This window comes from Streptomyces sp. NPDC005722 (assembly GCF_040630935.1).
Taxonomy (GTDB): domain Bacteria; phylum Actinomycetota; class Actinomycetes; order Streptomycetales; family Streptomycetaceae; genus Actinacidiphila.
Genome location: NZ_JBEXYN010000014.1, coordinates 132,281 through 145,787, shown reverse-complemented (window position 1 = coordinate 145,787; position 13,507 = coordinate 132,281). Strand labels below are relative to the sequence as shown.

Sequence of the window (13,507 nt, the reverse complement as noted above, 5' to 3'; positions counted from 1 at the left end):
GAACCGCGTCCACGCCCAGGAACCGACCTGGCTAGGAGAGTTCTCATGCGTATTTCCAAGTGGCCCCTCGCCGCAGTGGCAGGCCTCGCGCTCGCCCTTGGGGGTGCGGCCTCCTCGGCCGTCGCGGCACCGACGAGCTCACCGGCCTCAGCGGCGGTCAGCTACGCCGAGCACGGCGGTGGCGGCGGCGGTGGCGGTGGCCACGGCGGCGGCGGCGGTGGCGGTCACGGTGGTGGCGGCTACGGCGGCGGCGGTTACGACCGCGGCGGCGACCACGGTGGCGGCTGGGGCGGCGGTTACGACCGCGGCTACAGCGACTACGGCTGGGGTGGCGGCGGCGGCGGTCACGGTGGTGGCGGCGGCGGCCACGGCGGTGGCGGTGGCGGCCACGGCGGCGGTGGCGGTGGCCACGGCGGCGGCGGCGGTGGCGGTGGCGGAGGCCACGGTGGCGGCGGCGGCGGAGGCCGGTAACACCTCCACCAGGGAGCGGTCCACAACTGTTCCCCGGTACCAGCAGGACAATCTGCGACCGGCCGCAGCAGGCTTCTGACCAGCGTTTCGGCGGTCGCGCACCTCACGGAAGCGGAAGCCGCGCCCACGGGAGACCGGTGGGCGCGGCTTCCGTTCTTCGTACCCGCGCGAAGTCCGCGAGGTCCGGCGCATCGCACCGGACGCAGGGAGCACCGGACACCGGAAGGGAAACTCGATGATCGTGTACGACAGGCTGTTCATCGGTGGTGTCTGGACCGCGCCCGCGCATCCCGGCCCCCTGGACATCCGCTCCCCCCACGACCGCTCCCTGCTCGGGCGCGCCGCCCAGGCCGCACCCGGTGACGCCGACGTCGCCGTCGCCACGGCGCGCGCGGCCTTCAACAGCGGGCCGTGGCCGCACACGGATCCCAAGGAGCGGCAGGAGGTCGTCCGCCGGGTGAACGCGCTGCGCGAGGAACGGGCGGCGGAGGCGGCCGCGCGGGTGTCCGCCGCGACCGGGACGCCCCGCCGGTTCACGGACGCGGAGCAGGCCTCCCTCACGCGCCGGGTCGACGCCTGTCTCAAGGCCGCCGAGGAGCTGGGCTGGGACGAGACCGTCCGTCCCTGCGACCCCTCCCCCGGCCACGACACCATCGTGCGGCGCGAGGCCGTCGGCGTCATCGCCGCGGTGATCCCGCTGCAGTGCCCGTTCTCGGCCGCCACGGCGCGGCTGACGCCCGCCCTCCTGGCGGGCAACACCGTCATCCTGAAGGTCGCGCCGGAGACCTCACTGGCCGTCGGGCTGCTGGCCGAGCTGTACGCGGAGGCGGGGCTGCCCGAGGGCACGCTGAGCGTGCTGCCCGCCGACCGCGACACGGGCGAGTACCTGGTGACCCATCCGGACGTGGACGAGATCGCCTTCACCGGTTCCACCGCGGCCGGGCGCCGTGTCGCCTCGCTCGCTGGGGAACAGCTCAAGCGGGTCCGCCTGGAACTCGGCGGCAAGACGGCCGCGATCGTCCTGGACGACGCCGACCTCGGGCGCACGGTGCGGGGGCTGTTCGCCTCGCTCGGCGACAACGGCAGGATGTGCGCCGCGCGGACCCGCGTCCTCGCGCCCCGCCGCCGGTACGAGGAGGTCGTCACGGCCGTCGCGGACGCCGTCGGGACGCTGAAGGTGGGCGACCCCGCGGACCCGGACACCTCGATCGGGCCGATGGCCGGCCCGGAGCGGCAGCAGCGCCTGATGTCGTACATCGACCTCGGCGTCGAGGAGGGCGCCCGCCTGGTGACCGGGGGCTCCCGGCCCCCCGCGGGCCTGGAGGCCGGCTACTACGTGACGCCGACCGTCCTCGCCGACGTCGACCACCGCATGCGCATCGCCCAGGACGAGATCTCCGGCCCGGTCCTCACGGTCATCGCCCACGACGGCGACGACGACGCCGTACGGATGGCCAACGACTCGGAGTACCGCCTCTCCGGCGGCGTGTGGTCCGCCGACCCCGAACGCGCCGTCGCCGTCGCGCGCCGGCTGCGCACGGGCGCCGTGCCGGTCAACGGGACCGCGACGGGCATGGACGCGACGACCGGGCTCGAGGGGTACGTCGTGCACCGGACGATCACCCGCCCCCGCTGAGCGCCCGTCCGGGCGGACGGGGGCAGGACGCGACGCGGCCGAGGAAGCCGCGGGCCCCGGCCGGGGCGTAGACCTCGTCGTCCGCCCCCCAACACGGCCGGCAGCGGTCCGGGCACGCGTTGCCGTTCTGCGTCACGATCCCGGTGATCCGCGCCGGGGCGCGCAGCGCCAGGCACCGGCCGATCGCCGTCCCGTGGCCGTGGACGTACGGCGCGTGCCGGTCGACGCCGAACCGGTCCAGCAGCGCGGCCGTGACGTCGGCGAGGGCGGGCGAGCACCTGGTAGGGGTCGGCGAGCAGCGGGATGAGGTGCCGGAACACGTGGGAGCCGGCGGGGAGCCGTACGGCACGGCGGCCGGTGCGTCACCGCACAGCACAGCACCGCACCGGGGCGCGGGCGGAGTGAGTAGGCGTACTCATGCCCGCATCGCGGCCGGCCGGGACGATGGAGCCAACGGATCGGCCGGAGAGGGAGGTTGGAGGCGGGCATGGGGAGATTCCTGGGCGCGGTGCTGGCGTTGGCGGTGACCGCGGGGGCGCTGGCCCTGGTCTACGCGGTGGGGGCGCCGCTGCCGGTGGTCCTGGGCGTGGGGGCCGGGGTGCTCTGCCTGCTGTGGCTGCTCGTCCTGCTCACGGTGCCGTGGAACGTCTACTTCCGGGCGCACACGGTGCTGGCCGAGATCTCGGTGAGCCGGGGGAAGGGGCTGACGGTCCCTCAGGCGCGGGACGCCGAGGCCGCGCGCATCGCCAGGACGATGCTGCGGGTCGCCCTGGCGGGCCATCTGCTCACGGCGGCGGGGGTGGTGGCGGTCACGGTGGCGACCGGCCACGGCGCGGGGTACTGGATCGCCGCGTTCTTCCTGCTGAGCACGGTGTTCCGCCCGGCGGGCGCGTGGTTCGGGCAGCTGCGCGGGCGGCTGGGCGCCCTGCTGAAGGACGTCACCTATCCGCGTGACGACGTCGTGGGGCTGAAGCAGCGTGTCGAGCGCACGGACAGCGGCGTCAAGGTCCTGGAGGGGAAGGCCGAGGAGCAGTACCGGGCCCTCGCCGAGCTGCGGCGCACGGTGGACGCGCTGGGGGTGTCGGTGTACGAGCGGGCCGAGGACACCGATCGCCGGATCACCGCGCTGGCGCGGGAGTTCGAGGCCACGATCGACCGGCTCACGGACAACGAGGAGATCATCACGGGTCTGAAGGCCTTCCTGCGGCTGCTGCGCGCGGGCGACGCGGCCCCGGGCCGCGCCGCGGCCGACGGCTGATCTCCGATACCCGACGGAGGGCGGCGGCCCGTACGGACAGGTAGGACGCCCGGAGCCGGCCTCAGGCGGACGGCCCGCCCGAGCTCGCCGCCACGGCGCTGAAGCCGGTCAGCTTCGCCGGGTTGAGCACCCACATGAGCTGGTCGATGCCCTGTTCGGTGGCGCTGATGGCCAGCAGCGCCATCGGCGCGCCGCCGTGGACGACGAGCGCCGCGGGCCGGCCGTTCGCCTCGACCCACACCACCTCGGTGTCGGGCCAGAAGCGCGGCGCGAAGGCGGCGAGGAACTTCGCCACCTTTGCGACGCCGGACACGGGGATCCTGGCCGCGTTGCGCACGGCGCCGCCGCCGTCGCCGTAGTTGACCACGTCGCTGGCGAGCAGCTTCTCCAGGCCGGCCATGTCGCCCGCCCTGGCCGCCGCCACGAACGCCTCGAGGAGCCGGCGGTGCTCCGCCGTGTCCACCTGCTCGCGGCGGCCGGCTGCGATGTGCTTGCGGGCGCGGCTGACGAGCTGGCGGGAGTTGGCCTCGCTCAGGTCGAGAACGGCGGCGATCTCCCGGTACGGGTAGTCGAACGCCTCGCGCAGCACGTATGCCGCGCGCTCGGTGGGCGTCAGGCGCTCCAGCAGGAAGAGCACCGCGATCTCCACCGCCTCGCCGCGTTCGGCACCCAGCGCCGGGTCGGCGCGGGTGTCGACGGGTTCGGGCAGCCAGGGGCCGACGTAGCCCTCACGCCGGACGCGGGCGGACTGGGTGACGTTGATCGCCAGCCGGGTCGTCGCGGTGGTGAGGAACGCGGTCGGGTTCTCCACGACGTCGCGGTCCGCCGCCTGCCACCGCAACCAGACGTCCTGGACGACGTCCTCGGCCTCCGCGGCACTGCCGAGCATCCGGTAGGCGATGCCGAACAATCGGGGGCGCAGGGCCGTGAACACCTTCGCGGCCTCGTCGAGCGAGCCGTCGTGCTCCGCGTCCCCTTGCTGCATCGTCGCGTTTTCCTCCACCGTCACATTCGGGCCGCCTGCTCGTTCCAGCGTACACAGAGGGCGATTTCCCCCGGGCCGGGGGGCGCTCGGCGCCCGGGCCTGGTCCCGGTGGTGCGGGACGGCGTCTCCCTTGTGGCGTGCGTTCCTCAGGGCGGCGAATTCCCGTCGCATTCCTGCCGCATTACGGTTCCGTGCCGGTCCCGGCCCGCAGGCGCACATAGCCCCAGGAGAAGACCGGGCAGCGGGTCCGTTTGTGACAGCCGGATTCAAAGGATGGTCGCGGCCGGGTCCGCGGATGTGTGCACGGATCTTCACCGAATTTCGCACACGCGTTCCAAAAATGCCGTGGAACAGGGTAACGTTACGTATTGCAGCAGGATCCGCACAGGGAGGGACGGGGCATGGAGCCCACCACTACGACAGTGCGCCGTGGGCGACCCCAGGGCTCGGACAACCCCGGCCCCGACGGGCTGACCAACCGTCAGTCCCGCATCGTCGAGGCGATCCTGAGCTCGGTGGAGAACCGCGGTTTCCCGCCGTCGATGCGCGAGATCGGCGAGGCCGTGGGCCTGGCCAGCACCTCCTCGGTCGCCCACCAACTGGCCGTGCTGCAGCGCAAGGGCGTGCTCGAGCAGGATCCGCACCGGCCGCGCGCCTACCGCGTGCGGTGCTCCTGGCCGTCGCAGCACGCGTCCGAGCCGGGCTCCGAGCCCGTCAGCGCCTCCCCGTCCGCGCGCGTGCCGGTGATAGGCCGGATCGCGGCGGGCACCCCGATCCTCGCGGAGGAGCAGGTCGACGAGGTCTTCGTGCTCCCCCGGCAGATCGTCGGCGCGGGCGAGCTGTTCGCCCTCAAGGTGGTCGGCGACTCGATGACGGGTGTCGCGATCTGCGACGGCGACTGGGTCACGGTGCGCAGTCAGGACGCCGCCGACCACGGCGACATCGTGGCCGCGATGATCGACGGCGAGGCCACCGTCAAGCGGCTCAAGCACGACGGCGACCGGGTCTGGCTCATGCCGCACAACCCCGCCTACGACCCGATCCCCGGCGAGGAGGCGGTCATCCTGGGCAAGGTGGTCGCCGTACTGCGACGCCTCTGAACGCCGGCGCGCCGGCCCCCGCTCAGTCCGCCGCCCCGGGCAGCACCGACCGCAGCCCGCCCAGCAGATGGGCCCGGAAGGCGGCGTCCCGGTAGGCCTGAGCGGAGTGCCCCAGCGCCGTGTAGAAGACGGGGCCTCCGCCGTACTCGTGGCACCAGGCCAGCGGATGGTCCGTGCCCATCGAGCCGCCCGTGTACGAGGACTCGTCGGCGGAGGCCAGCACGCGCACGCCGGGACGGGGGCTGCGGTCGAAGTCGTACCACTCGTCGGTGACCTCCCAGGCCGCGCCCAGGTGCGCGGTGGCCGGGTGGGCGGTGTCCTCGACCAGGACCGTGCCCGCCTGCAGGGGCGGATGCCCCGTGAAGCGCGCGCCCAGCAGCTCCCCGTAGTACGGCCAGTCGTACTCCGTGCAGGCCGCGGCGTGGACGCCCATGAACCCGGCGCCGTCCGCGTGGTGCGCCACGAGGGCGGCCCGGCCGGCGTCGCCGAGCACCTCCCCGCTGGTGGACAGGAACACCACGGCGTCGTAGGCGCGCAGACGGGCCCCCTCGAAGTCCTCGGGGCGTTCGGTGGCGTCGACCCGGAAGCCGTGCCCGGCGCCCAGTTCGGTGAGGGCCCGGACGCCGTCCGGGATCGAGTCGTGCCGGTAGGTGGTGGTGCGGGTGTAGACGAGCACACGGGGGTCGCGGCGGGACAATCGGCCCTCCAGGGCGGTGACGGACGGCGAGCGGCCGCCACCAGTCTCCCCGGCGCACCCACGGCGCCCGCGGCGGCCCCGGCCCGTCAGTGCCCGATGCTGTCGATCAGCTCGCGGGCACCCTGCCGCAGCAGTGCCACCGCGACCGACGTGCCGAGCGTGGCCGGGTCGAGGGGACCCGCCCATTCGTGGGCGTCCAGGACGGTCTTGCCGTCCGGCGAGAAGACCCGCGCCCGCAGCGAGAGCCGGCCGTCGCGTTCGGCATGGGCGTAGCCGGCGATCGGGCTGTTGCAGTGGCCCTGCAGGACGTGCAGGAACATCCGCTCGGCCGTGGTCTCCCGGTGCGCGGCCGGGTCGCCGAGGTCGCTCACGACGTCGATCGTCTCGGCGTCACCCTCCCGGCACTGCAGGGCGAGGACGCCCGCGCCGATCGGCGGGATCATCGACTCCACCGTCAGCACCTCGCTGATGACCTCGGTCCTGCCGATCCGCTCCAGCCCGGACACGGCCAGGAGCAGCGCGTCCGCCTCGCCCGCTGCGAGCTTCTCCAGCCGGCGGTTGGCGTTGCCGCGCATGGGGACGCAGGTCAGGTGCGGGTGCGAGGCCATGATCTGCGCGATGCGGCGCACGGACGAGGTGCCGATGCGCGTGCCCGGCGGGAGCCGGTCGAGCGTGAGGCCGCCGGGGTGCACCAGGGCGTCACGGATGTCGTCCCGCTTGAGGAACGCGGCGAAGACCGTGCCGGCGGGCAGCGGCCGGTCGGCGGGGACGTCCTTCACGCAGTGGACCGCGAGGTCGGCCCGGCCCTCCAGCAGCGCGGCGTCGACCTCCTTGGTGAACGCGCCCTTGCCGCCCAGCCGCGCGAGGTCGCCCATCCAGCGGTCACCGGAGGTGGTGACGGGCACGACCTCCGTCCGGATGCCGGGGTGGAGCGCGGCCAGTTCCGCGCGGACGCGCTCGACCTGGGCGAGCGCCATCGGGGAGGAGCGGGAGACGATGCGGATCAGCTCGGGAACTGCCATGCGCCCACGGTACGACGTCCGCCGCGCGGCCCGCGCAACACCCCGAACCCCACGCGCCCGCCCGGCCACGGGGCTAGTGTGTCCCGCGGCGCCCACCGGGAGGGCGCCGGCGCGGGGACGTGGCGCCACCGGGACGGGCGACGGGGTAAGCGCACCATGACGCAGGAACGGCCCTCGCCCGCCGCGCTGTCCCCCGAACCGGCGACGCCCGCCGCCGTCACCACCGCCCCGGTGCGCCGCTTCCCGGCCCCCGCCCCACGGCACCGCCGTGCGCTGTACGTCCTGGCCGTGCTGGCGCTCCTCGCGCAGATGGCGTGCGCGATGGTCACCACCGCCGTCCGGCAGACGCCCACCATCGACGAGCCGGTGTACGTGGGCACGGCGACGGTCTACCTGCGCGAGCACAGCCTGCGGTTCAACCCCGAGCACCCGCCACTCGGCAAGCTGGTCATCGCCAGTGGGCTGGTGTTCGCCCACCCCCGCCTCGACCCGGACTTCGAGGGCGACCAGACGCAGCTCGGCCGCAGCGTGCTCTACGAGTCCGGCAACGATCCCTGGCGCCTGATGCTTGCGGCCCGGCTGCCGATGATTGTACTGACGCTGCTGTTCGGACTGGTCGTGCTCGCCTTCGCGCGCGATCTCACCGGCCCCGCCGGAGGGCTGCTCGCCCTCGCCCTGTACGCCTTCTCGCCGGACGTCGTCGCACACGGCTCCCTCGCCACCCTCGACGTCCCGGCGGCCGGTTTCCTGCTCACGTCGGTGTGGGCGCTGTGGCGGGCGCGGGAGCGTCCCGGACGCCACCTGCCGCTCGCCGGCGCGGCGTTGGGCGCGGCGCTCGCCACGCGCATGAGCGCGCTTCCCGCGGTGCCGGTCCTGCTGCTCCTCGCCGCGCTGTCGGTGTGGCACGCGGGTGGGCGGGGCACGGACGGGGACGGTACGGGGCGGGCCGGTACCGCCCGGTCGCTGCGGCGCGCCGCGGTGGCGGCGGGCGGGGTCGGGCTCGTCGCCGTCGCAGTGGTGTGGGCCTCCTACCTCCTCGTCGACCCCCGGCTGCGCTGGACGGCGCCCGACACCCTGCCGGCCCTGCACGGTCTGCGGGGCCTGGCCGTGGACGCGCTCCCGCTCCCCCGGGCGTACCGCGACGGGATGGCGGTCCAGTTCGGCTTCGAGGACTCGACCTTCGAGGGCTTCCTCTTCGGCCGCCACTACCGCGGGGCGCTCTGGTACTACCTGCCGGCCGCGGTGCTGGTGAAGACCCCGCTCGGCATGCTCGCCCTGTGGCTCGCCGGCGCCGCCGCGCTGCTCGCCCTGCCCCGGCTGCGCCCCGCCGCCCCGTACCTGCTCGTCCCCGCGGCCGTGCTGACGGCCGCCGCCATGACCGGCTCCCGGGACTTCGGCGTCCGCTACGTCGTCTTCCTGCCGATGTTCGGGGCGGTGGCGGCGGCCTGCGTGACCCTCGCGGCACGGAAGTGGGCGGGGCCGGCGGCCGCGGCGCTCGCCGTCCTCGTCGCCCTCAGTTCACTGCGGACCTTCCCGTACTACCTGCAGTACTCCAACGAGGCCTTCGGCGGCACGTCGAAGACCCATCTGCGGCTGCACGACTCCAACGTCGACTGGGGCCAGGACCTGGGCCTCCTCGCGGACCGCCTCCGCGAACACCACCCCGGCGAGCGGGTGTGGCTGGTCTACAAGGGCAGCGGGGTCCCCGCGTACTACGGCATCCACGCCGCCGACCCGCGCGAGGTCCCCGCGGACCAGGTCCACGGGCTGCTCGTGGTGTCGGACTCGGCGGTCGCCAAGGCGGAAGGCCGGCTGGCCGAACTCATCGCCGGCAGCGTGCCGGTCGACGAGGTGGGGCACTCGATCACGATCTACCGCCGCGGCTGACCCCGGGCGCCGCCGCCCCCGTCCGTCGGGGCGGGCGGCACCGGGTGTCGCGGCGTCAGGGCTTGCGCGCCACCACGGCGTAGACGTTGATGTCCGCGTCCGTGACGTCGGTGATGCTCCGGTAGCGGATCTTGTCGATGTCCTCCAGGCCCTCGACGAACTCCGGGGAGGCGTCGGCGTGGGCGGCGAGGGTGTCGTCGACGCCGTCCGGGCGCCAGTGGTGCACGGGGACGAGACCCGGCTCCACGATCTCCAGGCCGTTGTCCGTGACGAAGCGCAGGACCTCGGCGTGCCCGCGGAGCACGAAGGAGAAGCCGCGGTCCTGGTAGGTCTTGGCGACCTTGGCGATCTGCTCCGCGTTGAGGTCGGAGGTGAGGTGGCTCAGCACGACGTGGCTGCCCGAGGGCAGCGCGTCGACCAGGTGCTTGACGATGCCGTACGCCTCGTCGTCCTCGACGAAGTGCAGGACGGCGACGAGGACGAGCGCGACGGGCTCGGTCAGGTCCAGCGTGCCGGCCGCGTCGCGCAGGATCGCGGCGGGGTCGCGCAGGTCCGCGTCGATGTAGTCGGTCCGGCCCTCGGGGCCGCTGGTCAGCAGGGCGCGCGCGTGGGCCAGGACGACGGGGTCGTTGTCGACGTACACGACCCGCGCCTCGGGGACGAGGCGCTGGGCGATCTGGTGCACGTTCTCCTGGGTGGGCAGCCCGGTGCCGATGTCGAGGAACTGGCGGATGCCGGTCTCGCCCGCGATGTGGTTCACCGCGCGGCGCAGGAAGTCGCGGTTGTGCCGCACGTCCAGGTAGCCGCGCGGATTGGCGGCCAGCGCGGCCGCGGCCGCGTCGCGGTCCACGGGGTAGTTGTCCTTGCCCCCGAGGAAGACGTCGTAGACGCGCGCCGGATGCGCCTTGGTGGTGTCGATCCGCCTGCGCAGCTGCTCGGCGGAGTCGTAGTCGTTGGGAGCGTCGCTGCCGCTGGTCATGGCCATCCCCTGGGACTCGGATACGCGATCTGATCAGCACACAACTTAGCTGGTGAAATGGCCAGTTGGTGCCACTCCGCCGGGCTCCCAGGGAGGACGTTCCGCGGTCCGCCCGGCGCCGCGAGGCGTGCGACTCACGGGAGGAATACGGATGAATGGGCATCTGCGTTGCAGCAGCGGTGAATGTCACCTCATCCTTTCCATCATGCCTTTCGCAACCCGTGTCCCCGACCTGCGGGACCACGCGCACGACTGGGCGCTGGTGGACGTGGAGACCTCCGGGCTGCAGCCGCGCCGCGACCGGGTGCTCTCCGTGGCCGTCGTGACGCTCGGCCCCGACGGCGTACAGACCGGCGAGTTCTCGACACTGCTCGACCCCGGCTGCGACCCCGGACCGGTGCACGTGCACGGTCTGACCCCCGAGCGGCTGCGCGGGGCGCCGGCCTTCGAGCAGGTCGCCGGGCGGATCGGCGCGATGTTGCGGGACCGGGTGTTCGTGGCGCACAACGCCCAGTTCGACTACGACTTCCTCGCGCACGAATTCGCCCGGGCCGGGCTGCTGCTGCCGGTTGACCGCCGTCTGTGCACGCTGGCGCTGAACCGACGCGTCGATCCGCCCACCGAGGACCTCAAGCTGGGCACGCTCGCCGCGCACTACGGCGTGCGCCAGGTCCGGGCGCACGACGCGCTCGACGACACACGGGTCCTGGCCGGCGTCCTGCGCGCCTCGTTGCGGGAGGCCGCCAGACTCGACCTGCCGCTGCCCCTGGTGCCCTGCCCGCCCCGGCAGGACCCCCGGTTCGCCCCGCAGCCGCCGAAGAGTCCGTGCGCCTTCCGGAACCCGGGGCGGTTCACCACGGGCGGTCCGCTTGTACAGGGCATGAAGGTCGCCGTCACCGGCGAGACGCGGACGTCGAGGGCCGAGCTCGTGGTGAGGTCGGTCGCGGCCGGACTGAACGTCATGGGCTCGGTGAGCCGGCACACCAGCGTCCTGGTCGCCAACGACTACTCCTCCGGCTCGGCCAAGGCCCGCCGCGCGCTGGCCGAAGGCGTGCCGGTCGTCGACGAGGACGCCTTCCTGCGTCTGCTGGCCGACGTGCGGCCGGGAACCCCGCACGAAGGACCCGCCCCCGCGGCGGCCCCTGTCCCCGCCCCGCGTGAACCCGTGGCCGCGCGCCCCTCCCCGACGACGGCCCAAGTCGCCCGCCCCACCGGAGACGGCGCCGGAACGGGCGGCCCGTTGACCGGAAGGCGCGTGCTCGCACTCGGCGGCACCCACCCCGAAGCGGTGGCCGCCCGCACCCGTATCGTCGAACTCGGCGCGGCGGCCGCCGTCAACCTCTCGGCGAGTGTGACCGACGTCGTCCTTCTCCGTGGCGGCGACCGCGACCGCCGCATACCGCGGATCACCTCGCTCGCCGTTCCCGTCCACGCGGCCGGATGGCTCGAAGCGCCCGTCGTGCCGGCCCTGCCGCACCCGGGCGGCCCGAGGGGGACCACCCGCGTCCTCCCGCGTGGCGGCGTCGTCGACCTGCCCGCGGCCCCGGGGCAACCGCTCACGGCCCGCTGGACCGTCACCGCGTCGTGGGCCCAGCTGACCGCCTGCGATATCGATGTCGTCGCCTTCGTCGTGGACGAGGAAGAGCAGGTCTCCTCCGACGCGGACTTCGTCTTCTACGGCGCCCCCGAGAACTCCGGGGGCGCCGTGCGGCTGCTGAGCGACGGCCCCACGGAACAGACCGTCAGCGTCGACCTTTCCGCCCTCCCGCCGGCCGCTCGCAAGGTCGTCGTCGCCGCGGCCGTCGACGGAACGCCCACCTTCGGGGACGTCGGCGCGATCCAGATCGCCTCCGGTCCCGGTTCCAGCGCGGCGCCCCTCGCCCAGGCGACGCTGGACGCCGCGACCACCGAACGCACCCTCCTGCTCGCCGAGATCTACCGACGCGGTCCCCTCTGGCGGCTGCGCGCCGTGGGCCAGGGTTACGACCACGGTCTCGCGGCGCTGGCGCGCCGCTACGGCGTGGACATCACCGACTGACCGTGCGGCCGCCCGCCCCGCAGGGGACGCCACCGCGTCACGCGGAGCCCGGGGTGCCGTGCCGCTCGTCGAAGGTGAGCTCGGGCGGCGGGGTGCGGAAGCCGCGCGTCAGGTAGGCGAGGTAGGCGACGCCGAGGGCGAGCCAGATGACGCCGAGGGTGAGTGCCTTGCCGTCGAGGTGGAGCAGGAGCCAGAGGTCGATCAGGGCGCCGACGGCCGGGACGACGGCCCAGGCGAGGACACCGGCGGGCTCGCCCGCGCGGCGCTTGCGCAGGAAGGTCGCGATCACGCTGAGGTTGACGAAGGTGAAGGCGGTGAAGGCGCCGAAGTTGATGAAGGACGTGGAGGTGGCGACGTCCAGGCGGAGGGCGACGAGGCCGACCAGGCCGGTCAGCAGGATGTTGAAGGCCGGCGTCAGGTGGCGGGGGTGGATGTAGCCGAAGACCTTGCGGGGCAGCACGTCGTCGCGGCCCATGGCGTAGAGCAGGCGCGAGGTGCTGGCCTGGGCGGCGACGCCGGAGGCGAACTGGGCGACGACGAGGCCCGCGAGGAACACCGACGAAAAGAGGTCGCCGCCGATGGTCCTGGCGATCTCGAAGGCGGCGGAGCTGGGGTCGTCGAAGTCGCTGCCCGGATGGGCGAGCTGGGTGGTGTAGGCGAGCACGATGAAGATGCCGCCGCCGATGAGTGCGGTGAGCATGATGGCGCGCGGCATGGTCCTGCGGGGCTCGACGGTCTCCTCGGTGAGCGTGGTGACGGCGTCGAAGCCGAGGAAGGAGTACGCCGCGATGGCCGCGCCGCCGGAGATCCCGGCCAGCGTGGTGGCGTCGTTGTGGAACGGCGACGCGCTCAGCAGCCCGCCGGCGCCGTCGGCGTGGAAGACGTGCCGCAGCGAGAGCAGCGCGAAGATGGCGATGACCAGGACCTGGAACGCCATCAGCAGGGAGTTGGCCCGGTCCGCGGCCTGGATGCCGAGCAGGTTGAGCGCGGTGGTGGTGAGGACGAAGGCGAGGATCCACACCCACATCGGCACCCCGGGCCACTCGGCCTGGAGGTAGGCGCCGCCGATCAGCCAGATGACCATCGGCAGGAAGAAGTAGTCCAGGAGGGTCGCCCAGCCGACGAGGAAGCCGGCCCGCCCGTCGATGGAGCGCCGCACGTAGGTGTAGGCGGAGCCGGCGACGGGGTGCTCGGCTGCCATCTTCCCGTAGCTGTAGGCGGTGAAGAGCATGGCGACGAGCGCCAGGGCGTACGCGGTGGGCACCGCGCCGCCGGTCTTCTCGGCGACGACGCCGAAGGTGCCGAGCACGATCAGCGGGGTCATGTAGGCCAGGCCGAAGGAGACGACGGCTCTGAGTCCGAGGGTGCGGGACAGCGCGGGGGCCGTGGTGGCGGAGCGCGCGGCGTTGTCGGTCATCGTGGGGCTCCGGGGAT

General features: G+C 73.8%; 12 protein-coding genes. 5 read left to right on the top strand and 7 right to left on the bottom strand.

Going from position 1 to position 13,507, the window contains the following annotated elements:
* Positions 1-147 precede the first annotated feature (147 nt).
* A complete protein-coding gene (locus ABZ479_RS18670; RefSeq protein ID WP_500462589.1) occupies positions 148-495 on the bottom strand; it encodes a hypothetical protein in 348 nt (115 codons plus the stop codon).
* Positions 496-706: 211 nt separating this feature from the next.
* Here ABZ479_RS18670 and ABZ479_RS18665 point away from each other — a divergent pair, with 211 nt between their 5' ends.
* A complete protein-coding gene (locus ABZ479_RS18665) occupies positions 707-2,107 on the top strand; it encodes an aldehyde dehydrogenase family protein (RefSeq protein ID WP_500462588.1) in 1,401 nt (466 codons plus the stop codon).
* On the opposite strand, the gene ABZ479_RS18660 is transcribed toward ABZ479_RS18665, so the two are convergent.
* The gene (locus ABZ479_RS18660; RefSeq protein ID WP_500462587.1) at positions 2,091-2,483 is read right to left on the bottom strand and encodes an alpha/beta hydrolase family protein; all 393 of its coding nucleotides are present in this window, start codon (positions 2,481-2,483) and stop codon (positions 2,091-2,093) included. The genes ABZ479_RS18665 and ABZ479_RS18660 overlap by 17 nt on opposite strands.
* 111 nt (positions 2,484-2,594) lie before the next feature.
* On the opposite strand from ABZ479_RS18660, the gene ABZ479_RS18655 reads away from it, so the two are divergent.
* A complete protein-coding gene (locus tag ABZ479_RS18655; protein ID WP_500462586.1) occupies positions 2,595-3,365 on the top strand; it encodes a hypothetical protein in 771 nt (256 codons plus the stop codon).
* A 61-nt stretch (positions 3,366-3,426) separates the two neighbouring features.
* Here the strand turns inward: ABZ479_RS18655 and ABZ479_RS18650 are convergent, their stop codons facing one another.
* Positions 3,427-4,350, bottom strand: a complete 924-nt coding sequence (locus tag ABZ479_RS18650; RefSeq protein WP_500462585.1) for an RNA polymerase sigma-70 factor — start codon at positions 4,348-4,350, stop codon at positions 3,427-3,429.
* A 401-nt stretch (positions 4,351-4,751) separates the two neighbouring features.
* Between ABZ479_RS18650 and lexA the strand changes: the two genes are divergently transcribed.
* Entirely contained in the window at positions 4,752-5,450 is a 699-nt protein-coding gene (gene lexA, locus ABZ479_RS18645) for a transcriptional repressor LexA (protein WP_500462584.1), read from the top strand.
* Positions 5,451-5,472: 22 nt separating this feature from the next.
* Here lexA and ABZ479_RS18640 read toward each other — a convergent pair whose 3' ends face one another.
* Positions 5,473-6,147 carry a ThuA domain-containing protein gene (locus tag ABZ479_RS18640; RefSeq protein WP_500462583.1) on the bottom strand — a complete coding sequence of 225 codons (675 nt, stop codon included), beginning with the start codon at positions 6,145-6,147 and terminating at the stop codon, positions 5,473-5,475.
* Between the two features lie 86 nt (positions 6,148-6,233).
* Entirely contained in the window at positions 6,234-7,169 is a 936-nt protein-coding gene (hemC, locus tag ABZ479_RS18635) for a hydroxymethylbilane synthase (RefSeq protein ID WP_500462582.1), read from the bottom strand.
* Between the two features lie 156 nt (positions 7,170-7,325).
* Here hemC and ABZ479_RS18630 point away from each other — a divergent pair, with 156 nt between their 5' ends.
* Complete coding sequence (locus ABZ479_RS18630; protein ID WP_500462581.1) at positions 7,326-9,056, top strand: ArnT family glycosyltransferase; 1,731 nt, start codon at positions 7,326-7,328, stop codon at positions 9,054-9,056.
* A 55-nt stretch (positions 9,057-9,111) separates the two neighbouring features.
* Here the strand turns inward: ABZ479_RS18630 and ABZ479_RS18625 are convergent, their stop codons facing one another.
* Entirely contained in the window at positions 9,112-10,035 is a 924-nt protein-coding gene (locus ABZ479_RS18625) for an SAM-dependent methyltransferase (protein ID WP_500462580.1), read from the bottom strand.
* A 205-nt stretch (positions 10,036-10,240) separates the two neighbouring features.
* Here ABZ479_RS18625 and ABZ479_RS18620 point away from each other — a divergent pair, with 205 nt between their 5' ends.
* Entirely contained in the window at positions 10,241-12,073 is a 1,833-nt protein-coding gene (locus ABZ479_RS18620; RefSeq protein WP_500462579.1) for a TerD family protein, read from the top strand.
* 37 nt (positions 12,074-12,110) lie between these two features.
* Here ABZ479_RS18620 and ABZ479_RS18615 read toward each other — a convergent pair whose 3' ends face one another.
* Positions 12,111-13,490 (bottom strand): APC family permease, encoded by a 1,380-nt coding sequence (locus ABZ479_RS18615; protein ID WP_500462578.1) that lies wholly within the window; start codon positions 13,488-13,490, stop codon positions 12,111-12,113.
* Positions 13,491-13,507: the final 17 nt, after the last annotated feature.